General features: G+C 63.5%; 15 protein-coding genes. 5 read left to right on the forward strand and 10 right to left on the reverse strand.

Annotated elements, in window-relative coordinates; translation table 11 throughout:
* Window positions 1–93 precede the first annotated feature (93 nt).
* Both ACR9YP_RS15125 and ACR9YP_RS15130 read left to right on the forward strand, forming a co-directional pair.
* Window positions 94–408 (forward strand): septal ring lytic transglycosylase RlpA family protein, encoded by a 315-nt coding sequence (locus ACR9YP_RS15125; RefSeq protein WP_474220305.1) that lies wholly within the window; start codon window positions 94–96, stop codon window positions 406–408.
* 48 nt (window positions 409–456) lie between these two features.
* Window positions 457–1,626 carry a Gfo/Idh/MocA family protein gene (locus tag ACR9YP_RS15130; protein WP_474220307.1) on the forward strand — a complete coding sequence of 390 codons (1,170 nt, stop codon included), beginning with the start codon at window positions 457–459 and terminating at the stop codon, window positions 1,624–1,626.
* Window positions 1,627–1,846: 220 nt separating this feature from the next.
* Here the strand turns inward: ACR9YP_RS15130 and ACR9YP_RS15135 are convergent, their stop codons facing one another.
* From ACR9YP_RS15135 to ACR9YP_RS15180, 10 genes are all read right to left on the reverse strand, one after another.
* A complete protein-coding gene (locus ACR9YP_RS15135; protein ID WP_474220309.1) occupies window positions 1,847–2,119 on the reverse strand; it encodes a hypothetical protein in 273 nt (90 codons plus the stop codon).
* 753 nt (window positions 2,120–2,872) lie between these two features.
* The gene (locus ACR9YP_RS15140; protein WP_091878877.1) at window positions 2,873–4,183 is read right to left on the reverse strand and encodes an ABC transporter substrate-binding protein; all 1,311 of its coding nucleotides are present in this window, start codon (window positions 4,181–4,183) and stop codon (window positions 2,873–2,875) included.
* 187 nt (window positions 4,184–4,370) lie between these two features.
* Window positions 4,371–5,606 (reverse strand): ABC transporter substrate-binding protein, encoded by a 1,236-nt coding sequence (locus tag ACR9YP_RS15145; RefSeq protein ID WP_474220310.1) that lies wholly within the window; start codon window positions 5,604–5,606, stop codon window positions 4,371–4,373.
* A 40-nt stretch (window positions 5,607–5,646) separates the two neighbouring features.
* The gene (locus tag ACR9YP_RS15150) at window positions 5,647–7,128 is read right to left on the reverse strand and encodes an ATP-binding cassette domain-containing protein (protein ID WP_474220312.1); all 1,482 of its coding nucleotides are present in this window, start codon (window positions 7,126–7,128) and stop codon (window positions 5,647–5,649) included.
* Entirely contained in the window at window positions 7,128–8,054 is a 927-nt protein-coding gene (locus ACR9YP_RS15155; RefSeq protein ID WP_370987552.1) for a branched-chain amino acid ABC transporter permease, read from the reverse strand. Before ACR9YP_RS15155 ends, ACR9YP_RS15150 begins: the two co-directional genes overlap by 1 nt.
* Window position 8,055: 1 nt before the next feature.
* A complete protein-coding gene (locus ACR9YP_RS15160) occupies window positions 8,056–8,931 on the reverse strand; it encodes a branched-chain amino acid ABC transporter permease (protein WP_370987553.1) in 876 nt (291 codons plus the stop codon).
* A gap of 98 nt (window positions 8,932–9,029) precedes the next feature.
* Window positions 9,030–10,277, reverse strand: coding sequence for an ABC transporter substrate-binding protein (locus tag ACR9YP_RS15165; protein ID WP_438106152.1), 1,248 nt, complete (start codon window positions 10,275–10,277; stop codon window positions 9,030–9,032).
* Window positions 10,278–10,586: 309 nt separating this feature from the next.
* Window positions 10,587–10,790 (reverse strand): hypothetical protein, encoded by a 204-nt coding sequence (locus ACR9YP_RS15170; RefSeq protein WP_176945287.1) that lies wholly within the window; start codon window positions 10,788–10,790, stop codon window positions 10,587–10,589.
* 57 nt (window positions 10,791–10,847) lie between these two features.
* Complete coding sequence (locus ACR9YP_RS15175) at window positions 10,848–11,948, reverse strand: NAD(P)/FAD-dependent oxidoreductase (RefSeq protein WP_474220314.1); 1,101 nt, start codon at window positions 11,946–11,948, stop codon at window positions 10,848–10,850.
* A 102-nt stretch (window positions 11,949–12,050) separates the two neighbouring features.
* Window positions 12,051–13,301, reverse strand: a complete 1,251-nt coding sequence (locus ACR9YP_RS15180; RefSeq protein WP_474220315.1) for an SMP-30/gluconolactonase/LRE family protein — start codon at window positions 13,299–13,301, stop codon at window positions 12,051–12,053.
* A 176-nt stretch (window positions 13,302–13,477) separates the two neighbouring features.
* Between ACR9YP_RS15180 and ACR9YP_RS15185 the strand changes: the two genes are divergently transcribed.
* From ACR9YP_RS15185 to ACR9YP_RS15195, 3 genes are all read left to right on the forward strand, one after another.
* Window positions 13,478–13,744: a hypothetical protein gene (locus tag ACR9YP_RS15185; protein WP_474221061.1), complete on the forward strand. Its 267-nt coding sequence runs from the start codon at window positions 13,478–13,480 to the stop codon at window positions 13,742–13,744.
* A 397-nt stretch (window positions 13,745–14,141) separates the two neighbouring features.
* Window positions 14,142–15,704, forward strand: coding sequence for a 2-isopropylmalate synthase (locus ACR9YP_RS15190; RefSeq protein ID WP_091878849.1), 1,563 nt, complete (start codon window positions 14,142–14,144; stop codon window positions 15,702–15,704).
* A gap of 282 nt (window positions 15,705–15,986) precedes the next feature.
* Window positions 15,987–16,988: a TRAP transporter substrate-binding protein gene (locus ACR9YP_RS15195; protein ID WP_091878846.1), complete on the forward strand. Its 1,002-nt coding sequence runs from the start codon at window positions 15,987–15,989 to the stop codon at window positions 16,986–16,988.
* The last annotated feature ends 110 nt before the right edge of the window (window positions 16,989–17,098 follow it).

The following is a 17,098-nucleotide window of genomic DNA, read 5'->3' on the forward strand; positions in this document are numbered from 1 at the left end:
ATGGCACTGACGGGCACCGCCCGGCAGTCTTTTGGGAACCTCAGGGAACAAAGCGACGTTTGCAGCGCCGGGCAGGGTAACCGGGAGGGTGCCGTGCAAGCGCAGACGACGCTATTGATATCTCTTGCCAGCTTTTTGCTTTTTGCCTTTTCCGTTGCCCACGCCGAAAGCGGGCTTGCTTCGTACTACGGATATGGAAAGGCCGGTAAAGGTGGCGATCTGACATGCGCGCACCGGACGCGTCCTTTCGGCACCGTGCTGAGGGTGTCCTACAGCGGACGAACGATTCAGTGCCGCGTCAACGATCGCGGCCCGTTCGTCCGCGGCCGCATCGTCGATCTCTCCGTGCCCGCCGCCCGCGCACTGGGCATGATGAGCGCCGGCGTGGTGCGGGTCTCGGTGGATTAGGCCGGCAAGCGGGCTATAGTGCCACCCAAAGCAAGGGGTGAGGGCGCTATGGCCAGGATCAGAGTGGGACTCGTCGGCTGCGGCTTCGTGTCGGAGCTGCACATGTATGCGTTCCGGCGCGTCTATGGCGTGGACGTCGAGGTTGCGGCGGTGGCTGCGCGCGGCGATGACGTGATCGAGTTCGCGACCCGCCACAACATCCCGCGCGTCTATCGCAGCTTCGCGGAAGTGATCGCGGACCGCGAGCTCGATGTCATCGACATCTGCACCCCACCCAACCTTCATGCCGAGATGATCGTCGCCGGCATGCAGGCGGGCAAGCACGTCATCTGCGAAAAGCCGTTTGCGGGCTATTTCGGCCGCGAGGGCGATGCGCGGCCGATCGGTAAGCATGTGCCGAAGGCGCTGATGTACGAGCGCGTGCTGGAGGAGATGGACGCGACGCGGGCCGCGATCGAGCGTAGCGGAAAATTGTTCATGTATGCCGAGGACTGGATCTACGCGCCCGCGGTGACCAAGACCGCGGAGATCATCAAGGCGACGAAAGACAAGATCCTGTTCATGAAGGGCGAGGAGAGCCATTCCGGCTCGCACGCCGCGCATGCCGCGCAATGGGCGATGACGGGCGGCGGCTCGCTGATCCGCATGGGCTGTCACCCGCTATCCGCCGCGCTTTATCTGAAGCAGGTGGAGGCCAAGACGCGTGGCGAGACCATCCGCGTCGCCAGCGTCACTTGCGATGTCGGCAACGTTACCGCGGGCCTCAAGAGCGAAGAACGCACCTACATCAAGGCCAATCCGGTCGATGTCGAGGATTGGGGCACGCTGACGGCGACCTTCTCCGACGGCACCAAGGCGACCGTGTTCTCCGGCGACATGATCATGGGCGGTGTGCGCAATCTGATCGAGACCTACACGACCGGCGGCTCGCTGTTCGCCAACATCACCCCGAACACGCATCTGATGAGCTATCAGACCAGCGAGGAGAAGCTCGCCAGCGTCTACATCACCGAAAAGGTCGATCGGAAAACCGGCTGGCAATATGTCTGCCTCGAGGAGGAATGGGCGCGCGGATATTTGCAGGAGATCCAGGACTTCATGGAATGCGCCGCGACGGGACGGAAGCCGCTCTCGGACCTCGCGCTGGCGTACGAGACGATCAAGGTGAACTACGCGGGCTACTGGGCGGCGGAAGAGGGGCGCCGCGTGGTGTTGTAGCGATGAGCCCGCTGAACTGGCCGCGCGCATGGCTGAGCAGTGACGCGCAAAAAGAAAGCCCCGAGAGGAAATCCACTTGGGAATCCTTTGGGGGCTATTTTTCGGCGAAGCTCGTATTGATAAAGTGCGAGGTTTCTAGCTGCACACCCGCCCCGATTCTTCTTCTCCGGCTGCTCGATCTGTTGTTATCGCACTCTCAGTCGTCACAGCACCAGCTTCGTCAATTGCCCTGATAGTTACAGGACACGCACATATGGCCAGCGCTATCAAAGTTCTTCTTAGCATCGTAGCCTGAGTCGCGCAGATTTTGCCTATAGAGTGTCGAGGCAGCTCGTTGGTCAATACCACCGCCTGCTGGAACACCAACAGCCATCACAGCTGATCCAGTATGGTGTCTCTTATGGAGTGATGAACGATGACGCTGATCACTACCAGCATTAGCTGATACAACACCAACAGCTAATATAGCTGCAATAAGAAGTGCGGTCTTCATGATACACCTCTCAAATATCAGGCAACGTGGTTGCTGCCAAAGCAAGGCGACTGCTTCTATCACCGGTCTGCGTGTCTGCCGTGTCAACGCTACTCTGACCAGCAGGATCGCAGTCCGCTTGCAAGAGTTCAGGACGTTTGCTCGTGAGCAGAGGCTGTTTCCGCATTTCAGTAAGGCGGGCGCGGCAATATTCGCGATAGAGCAGCTCGAATATGGCGGGCATGGTCACCCCCATCGTTGACTATCACTGTTATCAGTATTCCCAGGCCCCGCTGGATGCGCGCCCGTTCGCCAACTGCGCCAGCCGTGCGAAAAAAGGAGCAGGGCCAATTACCTAAAGGCTACTATAGCAGGCTCGTGTTTCAGCAAAACTTCGTCCGACAACTTGAGAGCGCGGCCGTGCGATCGAAAATCCAACTACAGCGCGAAAAGAATTACCACTGGATGCAAGCACCATCGGCTGCAACGTCGCCAGCGGGGCAGGGGGTTCGTTGCAGCACTGATTGGTTAGCCGCGTGCACGCTGCAGATCCTTCTCCTCTTGTGGGAGAAGGTGGCATAGGCGGCCTTCGGCCGCCGTTCTTAAGAACGCCGAAGCGAAGCTTCGGCGCCGGATGAGGGGCCTCTCTTCGCGACTTCCTATCGAGAGAAGTGTTTGCGGAGACAACCCCTCACCCGGCGCGCCGCTGCGCGGCGAGCCACCCTCTCCCGCAAGGGGAGAGGGTGCACCGCTCGCGCGGCGTCAGCGCGGCGGCTACGCCCCGTAGGTCGAGCCCTTCGGCAGCGGGAAGACCGGCTCCCGCGTCCGGATGTTCGTCGGCCATACCACCGAGATGTGCTCGCCGGCGTTCTGCATCACGACCGGCGTCGAACGCTCGTTCTGGCCGGAGAGCGGCGTGCCCGGCGGGAAGAATTTCACGCCATAGCCCTGGATGGTGCCACCGGCGGGGATGTCGACGTCGAGCGCTGCTTTGCGAACGGCCTCGGGCTCGAAGCTGCCGTACTTCTCCTTGGCGACCGGCAGCACGTTGTTGAGCAGCACCCAGGTCTGGTTAAAACCCATCGAGCAGTGCGGCGGCACGTCGGTGGCGCCGGTCTTGGACTGGTAGCGCGAGACCATGGTCTTGATCAGATCGCCCATACCCGGCGCGAGCTTGGCGGGGTCGAGCAGCTGCGCCGGCACCGGATCGATGTTGCAGAAATTGTCGATGTCGGAGCCGAAAGTCGCACGCAGCTTGTCGAGCTGGCTGTAGCCGGCACCGGCCCCGAACAGCATCTTGAAACGCAAGCCGCTCTCGCGGGCCTGGCGCAGGAACAGCGTGATATCGGGGTTGTAGCCGGCGTGCGAGATCACGTCGGCCTTGGCGCGCTTGATTTTTGTGACCAGCACCGAGAGATCGGGCGCCGAGGCCGAATACCCTTCGCGCAGCACCACCTGGATGCCGGCCTGCTTGGCATAGGCCTCGTCGGCGGAGGCAACGCCGACGCCATAGGGGCCGTCCTCGTGGATCAATGCGACCTTGACCTCCTTCGGGTCGATGCCGAGCTTGGCTTTCGCATGCTCGTTGATAAAGCTTGCAAAGGCTTGTCCGTACTGGTCGGAATGAATCTGCGCGCGGAAGACGTATTGCAGATTCTTGTCTTTGAACACGGCGGTCGAGACCGCGGTCGTGATCCAGAGGATCTTCTTCTGCTGCTCGACCCTGGCGGCGAGCGGCACGGCATGCGAGCTCGCATAGACGCCGTTGAGGATATCGACCTTCTCCTGGTTGATCAGGCGTTCGGCCTCGTTGATCGCGACGTCCGGCTTGCTCTGGGAGTCGGCGGCAACAGGCACGATCTTGGTCTTGCCTCCGATCCCGCCCTTCTCGTTGACGAGATCGATGGCAATCTGCGCACCGATCGAAGAGGCGACCGAACCGCCTGCGGCGAACGGGCCGGTCAGATCGTAGATGACGCCAATTCGCAAATTCTCGGCTTGTGCCTGGGCCCGTGTCCAATCGAGGCTGAGTGCGGCGGCGGCAGCCGCCGATGTCTTCAGCAGCTGCCTGCGTGAAGTCGGCATCCTATCCTCCCTCAAAACCGTCTTATGTTTGGCTGTTATTTTTTTGCGAAGTATTGGGAGCAGGATGGCGAAAGTCAACATCGCCCAAGGTCGATAGGGCAGGCGGCGGCGTAGAACGCATCTGCGAAAGGCAGCAAAAAGCACATCACTCCGCGCGGAGCGATGGGCCTCCTGTCGATGCGACTGGTTACTGCGACAGCTTGACGAAGTTCGGAAACTTCATCTTGCCCTCCGCGATCTTCTCGGGCCAGACCACGACCTGCTTGGAGTCCTGCCACTGGAAGACGAGGCCGGTGACAGCGCCGGGGCCTGACTTGATGCCGTGGGTGAACTCGTCGTTCTTGCCGTGGAACTGGATGCGACCGATCGTGCCCTCGTAATCGGTCTTCTCGAGCTCGGCGACCATCTTGTCGGGATCGGTCGAGCCGGCGCGCTTGATGGCTTCCGTGATGAAGTAGACCTCGTCATAAGAGGTGTAGCCGGTATAGGCCGGCGGCGTGCCGAACTTGGCCTTGAAGGCGGCCGCGAACGGCTTCGTCTTGGGAGTGACGGCGACGTCGGGCGTCGCCACCGCCAGCGACGGTATGCCGTCGGCGGCGCCATTGGTGTCCTTCCAGAAGGTCGGGCTCAGCGCCTGCGCGCTGATGCCGAACATCGGGATCGGCACCTGCTGGTTCTTCCACTGTACCGTCGGCTGCACGCCGACATGGGAGATGCCGGTAACGATCACGTCGGGCTTCTTGCCTTCGATGTTGTTGAAGATCGGCGTGAAGTCGGTGGTATCAGGCGAGAAGCGGACGTGCTCGACGACCTTGAGGCCGGCCTTCGGCAGGCATGCCTCGTAGCCGACATCGAGCGGCTTGGTCCAGGCGGCGTCCTCGCTCATGATCGCGACGGTCTTGAACTTGAGCTTGTCGACGAGGAGGTCCTTGGCGGCGTCGCAGACGAGCTGGGCTTGGGCCGCCGAGGTCAAGTAGCCATGGAAGGTGTACTTGTTCTTCTCGTAGTCGTTGTGGATCGCCTTGGTGATCTCGTTCGAGGCGGCCCCTGGCGTGATCAGCGGCATCTTCAGCCGCGCCGCCCAGGGCTCCAGCGCCAGCACGACCTCACTGATATAGCTCGCAATCACGGCGGAGACCTTGTCCTCGCTGACCGCACGCTGGAAGGCGCGCACGGAATCCGCCGACGAGCTCTTGTTGTCGTAGGTGACGATCTCGATCTTGCGGCCGAGCACGCCGCCCTTGGCGTTGATCTCGTCGGCAGCGATCTGCGCGCCGCCGGGCGTCGCCGCACCGGCGATCGACTGCACCTCGGCGATGACGCCGATCTTGATCGGATCGGTCGACTGCGCGTAGGCGGGTGCCGCGAGGCACAGCGCCAGCGCGGAGGCGAGCAGGCTGCTGTTGAGAACTGATGGTCGCATGGTCGTTTCCTTTTCCATGTTTTTGTTGATGTTGACGGACCTAAAGAAAATCGGCGCCGGCCTCGCTCGCGAAGCGGCCGGGATCGCCCTCCCAGACGATCCTTGCATGCTCCAGCACATAGACGCGGTCGGCATGCGGCAGCGCAAAGGTCACGTTCTGCTCGCCGAGCAATACCGTGATCGACGTAGTCTGCCGCAGCTTGGTCAGCGCCTTGGACAATTGCTCGAGGATGACGGGGGCAAGGCCCAGCGTCGGCTCGTCCAGGATCAGGATCTGCGGTTGCATCATCAGCGCGCGGCCGATGGCGAGCATCTGCTGCTCGCCGCCGGAGAGCGTCTGTGCCAATTGCCCCTGGCGCTCCTTCAGGATCGGGAACAGCTCGAACAGCCAGGCGAGCTGTGCCGCGCGCTTGTCATCGGAAAGGTGCTGGCCACCGAGATCGAGGTTTTCCCGCACGCTCATCTCGCCGAACAGCTCGCGCGATTCCGGGCACTGCACGAGACCGCTGCGCGCGATCCTGGCCGGGCTGGTGCCGCGCAGCTTGTCGCCGCCGCGGACGATCTCACCGCTGTAAGGCAGGAAGCCCGAGATGGTGTTGAATAGCGTGGTCTTGCCGGCGCCGTTGAGGCCGACGACCGAGACGAACTCGCCCTCATGGACGTGGATCGAGACGTTCTCCAGCGCCTGGGCCTTGCCGTAGAACACGCTGACATTCTCGACCTGGAGCAGCGGTACCTTGTCCTTGAAGCTGGTCTCGGGCCGCGCATGGGTCTCGATGGCGCCGCCGAGATAGACCCGGCGCACGGTCTCGTTCTTCATCACGTCGTCGGCCCTGCCGGTGACGATCTCCTCGCCGAGATACATCGCGAGCACGCGGTCGACGAGGGCGGCGACGCTCTTGACGTTGTGGTCGACCAGCATCACCGCGCGGCCCTCGTCGCGAAAGCTGCGGATCAGGTCGGAGAACATTTCGACTTCGGCCCGCGTCAGGCCAGCGAAGGGCTCGTCGACCAGCACGACCTTGGGGTCACGCGCGATCGCCTTGGCAAGCTCGAGCCGGCGCAGATCGGCAAACGGCAGCGTCGGCGGACGGCGGTTCATCACATTGCCGAGCCCGACGCGCTCGGCGATCCATTTGGCGCGCTCGACCAGCGCCTTGTCAGGGAACAGCATGAACAGGCTGTCGGGCAACAGCGCCACCATGATGTTTTCCAGCACCGTTTGCCGGTTCAGCGGCCGCGAGTGCTGGAACACCATGCCAAAGCCTTTGCGCGCGATCTTGTGCGCGGGCAGGCCGGCGACGTCCTCGCCTTCGAAGACGACCTCGCCTGATGTCGGGCGCTCGATGCCCATCACGCTCTTCATCGCGGTCGACTTGCCGGAGCCGTTCGGCCCGATCAGGCCAAAGATCTCACCGGCGTTGACCTCGAAGCCGAGGTTTTTCACCGCAGTCAATCCGCCGAAGCGTTTTGTCAGGCCGCGAACTTCGAGCACGGCCCGGTTTGAAAGCCTCATGTCCATCACGTGCGCGCCTCGCGCGAGAGGGCCGCTCCGAGGAAGCCGCCGGGAAAGAACAGCACGACGAGGAGCGCGACCGCCGAGACGATGAAGGTCGCGAGCTCACCGGTCGGCCGCAAGAACTCGCCGGCGACGATCAGGAAGATCGCGCCCAACGCCGCGCCAAGCACGGTGCGGCGGCCGCCGAGCACGGCGGAGACGATGACGTTGACGCCGACCGCGACGTCGACGACCGTGCCGACCGAGGCGGTGCCGAAGTAGAACACGAGAAGCGCGCCCGACAGTCCCGAGAAGAACGCGCTGACGATGAAGGCGGCGAGCTTGTGCTTGACGATGTTGAAGCCGAGCGCGCCGGCCTGCACCGGATCCTGACCGCTGGCCTGGAGCACGAGTCCAACAGGCGATTGCGACAGGCCGTAGAGGATCGCCGCCGAGATCGTCATGAAGCCGAGCGCGATCCAGTAATTCGTGCCGGCATTGATGCTGATGACGTCGGGGATGGTGAGCCCGATCTCACCGCCGGTGAGGTCGGCGAACACGACGATGAAGTTCTGCAGCATCAAGACCGCGACCAGCGTGGTCAGGCCGAAATAGGGCCCGCGCACCCGCAAGGCCGGCAGCGCCAGCACGAGGCCGGCGACGACGGAGGCGAGGGCGCCGAGGACGATGCAGAGATAAACTGACCAGCCGAACTGGGCATTGAGGATGCCGGCGGCATAGGCACCGACGCCGATCAGGAACGTGGGGCCAAAGTTCACTTCGCCGGCAAAGCCGAACAAGAGGTCCCAGGCCATCGCGAACACACCGAAATAGAACGCGACGGTGAGCAGCCCGAGCACATAGCCGGAGACGTAGAGCGGCAGCGTTGCCGCGATGATGACGAGCGCGAGCGAGATGAAGAACAGGCGCGAGGTGAAGAAGGTGGACATCTCAGCGCCTCCCCAGAAGGCCCTGGGGCCGGATGTACATCACGAACACGAGCAGCAGCAGCGCCGGGATGGTGCGGTAGGCCGGCGAGAGCAGGTAGGCCGTCAGGGTCTCGAGATAGCCGACCACGAAGGCCGCGATCAGCGAGCCGGAGACGCTGCCGAGGCCGCCGAGCACGACGATCGAGAACGCGCTCGCGGTCAGCGGTCCGACGCTGTAGGAGCTGACCCCTAAGAACATGCCGAGCAGCACGCCGGCAATGCCGGCCAAAATGCCATAGATTGCCCACACCACGATGTAGATGTTGGTGAGCTCGAGCCCGAGCAGCGTGACACCGCGCGGGTTCATCGAGGCCGCCAGCACGGCCTTGCCGGTGCGGGTGCGGTTCACCAGGAGCCACAGCAGCGCGATGACCAGGCAGCAGACGATCGCCGTGAAAATCTCGTTGCGCGGCGTGCGGACGCCGAGGATCTCGACCACGCCGTCGACGATCGGCAGCACGGTCTTGGCGTTGTTGGTGAAGAAATAGGCTATCAGCTCCTGGATCATGATGCCCCACAGCAGGGTGCCGGTGAGGACGAAGATCTCCTTTTCCTCGTTCGGGATGCGCCGCGAATCCTGGATCGGTTTCACCACCGCGAAATAGGTGGCGAAGGCGGTGAGAAGCGCGACGCCGACGCCGATCAGCGCGCCGGCATAGGTGCCGACATTGAGGATGCTGGCAGCAGCCCAGGCCGCCACCGCGGCGGCCACCATGATGGCACCGTGAGAGAGGTTGAGCACGCCGGAGACGCCGAAGATCAGCGTGAAGCCGGTTGCACCGAGAGCGTAGAGAGCGCTGATGGCAAAGCCATCGATCAATATCTGGAATGCTTGCATCTATGGTTGGCCAGGCAGTCTTGGCTGCCTCTTGAGAAAAGGTGCTGCGGAAGCCGCATGTTGAAGCTCCCGGGGAAAGAGCCCGGGAGCTGTTCCGATCAGTTCGTGGTGAGCTTGATGAAGCTCGGGAACTTGACGTCGGTCTTGGCGACGTCCTTCGGCCAGACCGCGGTCTGCTTGCCGTTCTGCCATTGCAGCATCAGTCCGGTGATCAGGCCCTTGCCGTACTTGATCGAGTGCGTGAACGGATCGTCCTTGCCGTAGAACTGGACGCGACCGATCGTGCCTTCCCAGTCGGTCTTCTCGAGCGCCGCGACCAGCTTGTCGGCGTCGGTCGAGCCTGCGCGCTTGGCGGCATCGGCGATGTAGTAGACCTCGTCATAGGCGGTGTAGCCGGCATAGGACGGATAGTTGCCGTACTTCTTCTTGAAGTTCTCCGCGAACGGCACCGACTTCGGCGTCACCGCGACGCCAGGGCCGGAGACGCCCTGGTAGAGCACGCCTTCGGCCGCTTGATTGGTGTCCTTGCCAAAGGTCTCGTTTGTCGCCTGCGAGGCGATGCCGAACATCGGGATCGGCACCTGCTGGTTCTTCCACTGCACCGTCGGCTGCACGCCGACATGCGAGATGCCGGTGATGATCACGTCGGGCTTGGAGCCCTCGATCTTGTTGAAGATCGGCGTGAAGTCGGTGGTATCGGGCGAGAAGCGGATGTGATCGAGCACCTTCAGCCCGACCTTGGGCAGGCATTCCTCGTAGCCGACGTCGAGCGGCTTGGTCCAGGCGGCGTCTTCGCTCATGATCACCGCCGACTTCATATGCATCTTGTCGACGAGCAGATCCTTGGCGGCGTCGCAGACCGAAAGCGCCAGCGCGGCCGAGGTCAGATAGCCATGGAAGGTGTACTTGTTCTTCTCGTAGTCGGCGTGGACGCTCTTGCTGATCTCGTTGGAGGCCGCGCCGGGCGTCACGAACGGCGTCTTCAGACGCGAGGCCCAGGGCTCCAGCGCCAGCACCACCTCGCTGATGTAGCTGGCGATGACCGCGTTGACCTTGTCCTCGTTCACCGCGCGCTGGAACGCGCGCACCGAATCTGCGGAGGAGGAGTGATTGTCGTAGGAGATGATCTCGATCTTGCGGCCGTCGACGCCGCCGCTCGCATTGATCTCGTCGGCTGCGAGCTGCGCCGCCTGCGGGATCGATGCGCCGGCGATCGCCTGCGCCTCCGCGATCACGCCGATCCTGATCGGGTCTACCGCAAGTGCCGCGCTCGACGCGGTCATCAGCGCGCCGAGTGAGGCTGCGCCGAGGACCATCCGCAATGCACCAGAGAGTATGGTTTTCATGTTGTTCTTTCTCCCTTTTAATAAGCCTCTTACGAGCTATTGGGGCGGGACTATAACGGCGATGACATTCTCGGCAAGTGAAACTGCATTCGGGATTGTGAGAGCCGGCTAAAGTCTAGCGCTGCGCAAACAGCTGGTATTGCAGTTGCAAGCGCTGCTTCGGGATCAGGCATGCAGATTTCGTCGATCGCCATGCTGTATGCGCTCGGCCTTGCGATCGTCAGTGTCGACCCGAAACGCCCGCACTGCGAGCAGCCATTGATCATCGCCCGCCACGGGCGTCGATGCGACCGCGAGCGAGCTGCGTTGTCAGTGGTAATGCCGCGCCGCGCGGGAAGGTCTTAAAGCATGGTCCAGCTGGTTGAATGCCGCCTCGTCAACGAGCCGTTCGCCGATCCCGGCCTGCTCGTCGACTTCAGGTTCGGACGCCGTGCGATGCTGTTCGACATCGGCGATCTCTCTGGCTTGTCCAATCGCGAGTTGCTCCGCATCAGCGACGTCTTCGTCAGCCATCTCGAAACGCCGGGACCGGTTGCGCAGCGAAGCGGAGGCCGCGTTCTCCGGCGCGGCTTAGCGCGCCCTTAGCAGCGACGGATCGAGCGGGCGCAGCCGGGCGGGATCGAACGGCGACAGGTCGACATCGCCTGCTGCGCCATGCGCGATCAGCTGCGCCAGCGCTTCGCCGGTCGCGGGCGCATTGAGGATGCCCCAGACATTATGTCCAGTCGCAACGTAGAGGCCCTCACTTCCCGGCACCTTGCCGATCAGCGGCAAGCCGTCCTGCGTGACCGGACGGAAGCAGGCCTGCCGCGCGATGATCCTGTCGGCGCGAAACGCGGGCGACAGCCGTTCGGAGATCGCCTGCAGGCGAGCGATCGCGTCCTCGTCGGGCGTCACCACGGCCGGATCCAGCGGCAGTGGCGCGACGTCGGAGAAGGCAGTGACGTGCGTGCTGCCGTCGGCACGCGGGAAAACCTCGATCGAGACCGCGCTGCCATTCTCATCATATTCCAGGAACAGCGCATCCGCCGGCACATCCGTGCCGGTGTCGTAAACGATGCTCGGGCTGCGCTGGCCGTAGACGGCGGGCAGGCTCATCCATTCTGCGGCGAGCAGCGACCAAGGTCCCATGGCGATCACTACCGCATCCGCCTCAAGGGTGCGGCCGTCAATTTCGACCCCGCGCGCGGTGCCGTTCGCATCGCGAACGATGCCGGTGACGCGTCCGGTTCGAAGCTCGGCGCCTTGCGCGAGGGACGCGTTCATCATGGCGGAGGTGAACTTGCGCGGATGAACGATCGCGGTCGTCTCAGTCGTGCCGAGGCGGTGCGCGATGACGACGCCATTGGAGAGCCAGCCGAGCGCGGCCGGCGCATCACGGTGCGCATCAGCATCGGACACGACGAAGCCGCTATAGGCGCTCATGCGGCGATAGCCCCAATCACCAGCGGTCTCGTCCGGCAACCGCGCATGAAGCGCAAAGCTGCGCCGCGCCAGCGCATCGAGCGGCGTGTCGGCGCACCAGTCGAGCGCCAGGAATCCGCCGGCCTTGCCGGATGCGGCGGCCGCGACCTCGGTCCGTTCGACGACGATGACGTCGATGCCGCGGCGGCCGAGGAAATAAGCGGTGCAGGCGCCGATCACGCCGCCGCCGCAGATGACAACGCGCATGGCTCCTTCCCTGATAGTCCCTCTCGCATCGAGAAGAGTATCAAAACAATTCGGCGCCGGCAGGGCGCGCCGGCGCCGTCTCGTGGACTGCGTCGCGCCGCTTCAGCCCGGCCCAGCGCCTTGTGTCGCCGTGTAGACCGCGTAGAGCGACTGGCTCGCGGCCATGAACAGGCGGTTGCGCTTCGGGCCGCCGAAGCAGACGTTGCCGCACACTTCCGGCAGGCGGATGCGGCCGAGCAGCTTGCCTTCCGGTGACCACACCGTCACGCCGTTGTAGCCGACGGCGCGGCCGGCATTGCTGGAGGCCCAGACATTGCCGTTGACGTCGCAGCGCAGGCCATCGGGCCCGCACTTCACGCCGTCGATCACGCAATCGCTGAACTTCTTGAGGTTAGAGAGCTTGTTGTCGCTGCCGACGTCGAACACGAAGATCTCGCCCTTGCCGCCCGCTCCGGTGTCGCCCGGTCCCTTGCCGGTCGAGGCGATGTAGAGCTTCTTGTAGTCGGGTGAGAAGCAGAGGCCGTTCGGATCTGGCACCTGGTCTTCGGTGACGACGAGGTCGATGCGGCCCGAAGGGTCGATCCGATAGCAGTTGGTCGGCAACTCGCGCTTGCCCGCCACGAAGCCGGCGGGTTGTCCGATCCGCGGATTGAGCTTGCCGCCTGCATTGCTCGGGCCGCCTGCGACGTCGGGCTCGCCTTCGTAGAGCTGGCCACCATAGGGCGGATCGGTGAACCAGTAGCTGCCGTCGGGATGCGCGGCGATGTCGTTCGGCGAGTTCAGCTTCTTGCCCTGATAGGAGTCCGCGAGCACGGTGGCGGTGCCGTCATGCTCATAACGCGTCACCCGACGCGTCAGGTGTTCGCAGGAAAGCTGGCGGCCCTGGAAGTCGAACGAGTTGCCGTTGGAATTGTTGGACGGCGCACGAAACACGCTGACGCGACCGTCGTCCTCGCTCCAGCGCATCTGACGGTTGTTGGGAATGTCGCTCCACAGCAGATAACGTCCTTGCGCGCTCCAGGCCGGGCCCTCGGCCCAGAGCACACCGGTGTAGAGCCGCTTGATCGCGGTGTTGGGCTGCGCGAGATCGTTGAAGGACGGATCGACGGCGATGATGTCGGGGTCCCAGAAATAGGTGGTCGGCGCGCCACTGGGGCCGAAGTCGCGCGGCGGGGTGGTGATCGTCGTCGGCGGTGCGGCGGGGCCGGCCTGCGCCAGCGCGGAGCCGGCTCCAGCCATTGTGGCGGCGGCGCCGAGCGCAAGCCCTTGTACAACTCCTTGGACAAGTGTTCGTCGTGAAAGCGCACCATCGTGGTCACGCTGCTCTCCGTCACGAGCCTCTTGGCGTGTCATCGCGTCCTCCCGATCATGTTCGCTGGCCGGTTGATCCGGCCGAGCGGGGCGGAGGTTAATGCGGTCCGCAGCCGGTTGCGAGGGGTGGAATCGAAACCGCTGCGCGAGGCGGGTCGCAATTTCGTCACCTTCGAATGCGTTTGGGTTGGAGGCTGACGGGGATAAAGCCGGAGCTCATTGTGCAATTTGTCGTCCTGGTCATTCTGCTCGCGATCGCATTTGCGGCCGGCTACTTCACGCGCGACTACGTCTCTCGCAAAAGGCGGGCGGAGGCACGCCGCTGGCGCGAATACACCGAGCCGGATTGGCTCTCCGCCCACGCGCCGGCAAACACCAACGAGATCACGAATGCCGGCGCCGCCGTGGTCACCATCGGCGAGCTTGGCCAGATGCTGAACCGCTGGGAAAGCAGGGCCCGCGCCCGTCGGACCGGAACCGGATAGCCGGCGGTCGCGCGCTAGCCGACAAATTCCCCTCTACTAGGTCAGTTCCCCTGACCATCTTTTGGCGTTGCAGTTGCGGCCGTTTCTCGTCTAGAAACGGGCGTATCGAGCCCCCGGCAACCAACCGTCAACGGTTTTGACCGAGGATTGTGGGCTCAAAAGGGTCTGGCAATGCTGATTCGCGGCCAAATCGATGGGATTTCGGGCGAGGTGGCTGTGGCCGCCGCCGCGATCCCGGCCGCGCTGCCCACCCTCCTTCTTGGCGGGCTTCTTCTTAGCTGCCCCTGAGGGCCGGCTGGGCGCCACGCGCCTGGGCGCTCAGGGGTTGGTCGAGATCACCGGACACCTCAAGCGCCCAGCAGACTGAACGGCGCAAAAGCTCAAAAGGAAATTTGGAATGGCCACCGTGAACAAGTCCGACAAGGACCGCGTCATCATTTTCGACACCACGCTGCGCGACGGCGAGCAGTGCCCCGGCGCCACCATGACCTTCGAGGAGAAGCTCGAGGTCGCCGAGCTCCTGGACGATATGGGCGTCGACGTCATCGAGGCCGGCTTCCCGATCACCTCCGAAGGCGACTTCCAGGCGGTCAGCGAGATCGCCCGCCGCTCCAAGAATTCGGTGATCGCCGGCCTGTCCCGCGCGCATCCGGCCGACATCGACCGCTGCGCCGAGGCGGTGAAGTTCGCCAAGCGCGGCCGCGTTCATACCGTGATCGCGACCTCGCCGCTGCACATGCGGGTGAAACTCAACAAGACCCCGGAGCAGGTGATCGAGACCTCGGTCGCCATGGTCGCGCGCGCTCGCAACCAGATCGACGACGTCGAATGGTCGGCCGAGGACGGCACCCGCAGCGAGATGGACTTTCTGTGCCGTATCGTCGAGGCCGTGATCAAAGCCGGCGCCACCACGGTGAACATCCCCGACACCGTCGGCTATACGGTGCCGGAGGAATACACCCACTTCATGAAGACGCTGATCGAGCGCGTGCCGAACTCGGACAAGGCTGTGTTCTCCGTGCACTGTCATAACGACCTCGGCATGGCGGTGGCGAACTCGCTGGCCGGCGTGGTCGGCGGCGCGCGCCAGGTCGAGTGCACCATCAACGGCATCGGCGAGCGCGCCGGTAACGCGGCGCTCGAAGAGATCGTGATGGCGATCAATGTGCGCAACGACAAATTCCCGTACTGGAACAAGATCGACACCACGCAGCTGACCCGCGCCTCGAAGATGGTATCGGCGGCGACCTCGTTCCCGGTGCAGTACAACAAGGCCATCGTCGGCCGGAACGCGTTCGCGCATGAGAGCGGCATCCACCAGGACGGCGTGCTGAAGGACGCCTCGACCTACGAGATCATGCGCCCGGAGATGGTCGGCCTGAAGCAGTCCTCGCTGGTGCTGGGCAAGCATTCCGGCCGTCATGCCTTCGTGCACAAGCTGGAGGAGATGGGCTACAAGCTCGGCCCGAACCAGCTGGAAGATGCGTTCACGCGGATGAAGGCGCTGGCCGACCGCAAGAAGGACATCTACGACGAGGACATCGAGGCGCTGGTCGACGAGGAGATGGCGGCCTCGCACGACCGCATCAAGCTGACCTCGCTGACCGTGATCGCCGGCACCCATGGCCCGCAGCGCGCGACCATGAAGCTCGACGTCGACGGTCAGATCAAGATCGAAGAGGCCGAGGGCAACGGTCCGGTCGACGCGGTGTTCAACTGCATCAAGCGCCTGGTGCCGCACGAGGCCAAACTCGAGCTGTACCAGGTTCACGCGGTGACCGAAGGCACCGACGCGCAGGCCGAGGTCTCGGTGCGGCTGTCGCAGGACGGCCGTTCGATGACGGCGCGTGCGGCGGACCCGGATACGCTGGTGGCCTCCGCAAAGGCCTATCTCGGCGCGCTCAACAAGATCGTCATGAAGCGCCAGCGCGATACGGTGACGGCGGCAGCGGCGAGTTGACGCAGCTGACTTCGCCTCTCCCGCTGGCGGGAGAGGCCGACGCGCTCGGCAGCGCACTTGCGCGCCGGAGCGAGGCAGGTGAAGGCTCCGTTCTCACAGGGAGCTCTCCCCAACCCTATCCCGCAAGCGGGAGAGGGCGCAGCGATGCTCGCGGCATTCACCATGAATACCTGCCCTGCTAACGGCCAATAGCCGTGCAGGCTGCCGGCCTGTATTGATGCTGTCGGCATGAGGATAGGCCGCTCGGCATGCCGGGCGGCCCAATAACACCAGGGAGAGATTATGCGCACCTTTGCGATCGCGGCCTCCGTCGCGGCTTTGGCCTTGGGCCTTGTCGGCCCCGCCAGCGCTGACCCGATCATCATCAAATTCAGCCACGTCGTCGCCACCGACACGCCGAAGGGCAAGGGGGCGGAGAAATTCAAGGAGCTCGCCGAGAAGTACACCGGCGGCAAGGTCAAGGTCGAAGTCTATCCGAACTCGACGCTCTACAAGGACAAGGAAGAGCTCGAGGCGCTCCAGCTCGGCAGCGTGCAGATGCTGGCGCCGTCCAACTCGAAATTCGGTCCGCTCGGCATCCGCGAGTTCGAGGTGTTCGATCTGCCCTACATCCTTCCCGACCTGAAGACGCTGCGGAAGGTGACGGAAGGCCCGCTCGGCGCAAAGCTGCTCAAGCTCCTGGACGCCAAGGGCATCACGGGACTTGCCTATTGGGATAACGGCTTCAAGCAGATGAGCGCCAACAAGAAGCTGATCTCGCCTGCCGACTATCAGGGCGTCAAATTCCGCATCCAGTCCTCGCGCGTGCTCCAGGCCCAGTTCAAGGCGCTCGGCTCGCTGCCGCAGGTGATGGCGTTCTCGGAAGTCTACCAGGCACTCCAGACCGGCGTCGTCGACGGACAGGAGAACACCTGGTCGAACATCTATACCCAGAAGATGCACGAGGTGCAGAAGTACATCACCGAGACCAATCACGGTTACATCGGCTACGTCGTGATCGTGAACAAGAAGTTCTGGGACGATCTGCCGGCCGACATCCGCGACCAGCTTTCGAAGGCGATGAAGGAGGCAACCGCCTTCAGCAACGCGCAGTCGCAGAAGGAGAACGACGACGCGCTCGCCGAGATCAAGAAGAGCGGCAAGAGCGAGATCATCAAGCTCACGGGCGAGCAGGACGAGGCGATGCGCAAGGCGATGGAGCCGGTCTACAAGGACGCCGCAAGCCGCGTCGGCCAGCCGCTGATCGACGAATTCCTGAAGGAAGCCAAGAGCACGACCAACTGATCTGGAAAGACGATGAAGGGGCTTCCGTGCGAGCTGCACGGAAGCCTTTTGTTGCAAATGATTTCTGATTGTGGCTGGCGGTAAAATCAGGCGTTGCGTCGTCGTAAGAA

The sequence above is a fragment of the Bradyrhizobium sp. BR14999 genome, from assembly GCF_056106085.1.

Excerpts from the sequence above, each read along its gene's own strand:
- ACR9YP_RS15165 (WP_438106152.1), bottom strand. The coding sequence starts at position 10,277 with ATGAAAACCATACTCTCTGGTGCATTGCGGATGGTCCTCGGCGCAGCC.
- ACR9YP_RS15180 (WP_474220315.1), bottom strand. The coding sequence starts at position 13,301 with ATGACACGCCAAGAGGCTCGTGACGGAGAGCAGCGTGACCACGATGGT.
- ACR9YP_RS15175 (WP_474220314.1), bottom strand. The coding sequence starts at position 11,948 with ATGCGCGTTGTCATCTGCGGCGGCGGCGTGATCGGCGCCTGCACCGCT.
- ACR9YP_RS15135 (WP_474220309.1), bottom strand. The coding sequence starts at position 2,119 with ATGAAGACCGCACTTCTTATTGCAGCTATATTAGCTGTTGGTGTTGTA.
- ACR9YP_RS15150 (WP_474220312.1), bottom strand. The coding sequence starts at position 7,128 with ATGGACATGAGGCTTTCAAACCGGGCCGTGCTCGAAGTTCGCGGCCTG.
- ACR9YP_RS15155 (WP_370987552.1), bottom strand. The coding sequence starts at position 8,054 with ATGTCCACCTTCTTCACCTCGCGCCTGTTCTTCATCTCGCTCGCGCTC.
- ACR9YP_RS15130 (WP_474220307.1), top strand. The coding sequence starts at position 457 with ATGGCCAGGATCAGAGTGGGACTCGTCGGCTGCGGCTTCGTGTCGGAG.
- ACR9YP_RS15170 (WP_176945287.1), bottom strand. The coding sequence starts at position 10,790 with ATGGCTGACGAAGACGTCGCTGATGCGGAGCAACTCGCGATTGGACAA.
- ACR9YP_RS15160 (WP_370987553.1), bottom strand. The coding sequence starts at position 8,931 with ATGCAAGCATTCCAGATATTGATCGATGGCTTTGCCATCAGCGCTCTC.
- ACR9YP_RS15190 (WP_091878849.1), top strand. The coding sequence starts at position 14,142 with ATGGCCACCGTGAACAAGTCCGACAAGGACCGCGTCATCATTTTCGAC.
- ACR9YP_RS15145 (WP_474220310.1), bottom strand. The coding sequence starts at position 5,606 with ATGCGACCATCAGTTCTCAACAGCAGCCTGCTCGCCTCCGCGCTGGCG.
- ACR9YP_RS15195 (WP_091878846.1), top strand. The coding sequence starts at position 15,987 with ATGCGCACCTTTGCGATCGCGGCCTCCGTCGCGGCTTTGGCCTTGGGC.
- ACR9YP_RS15140 (WP_091878877.1), bottom strand. The coding sequence starts at position 4,183 with ATGCCGACTTCACGCAGGCAGCTGCTGAAGACATCGGCGGCTGCCGCC.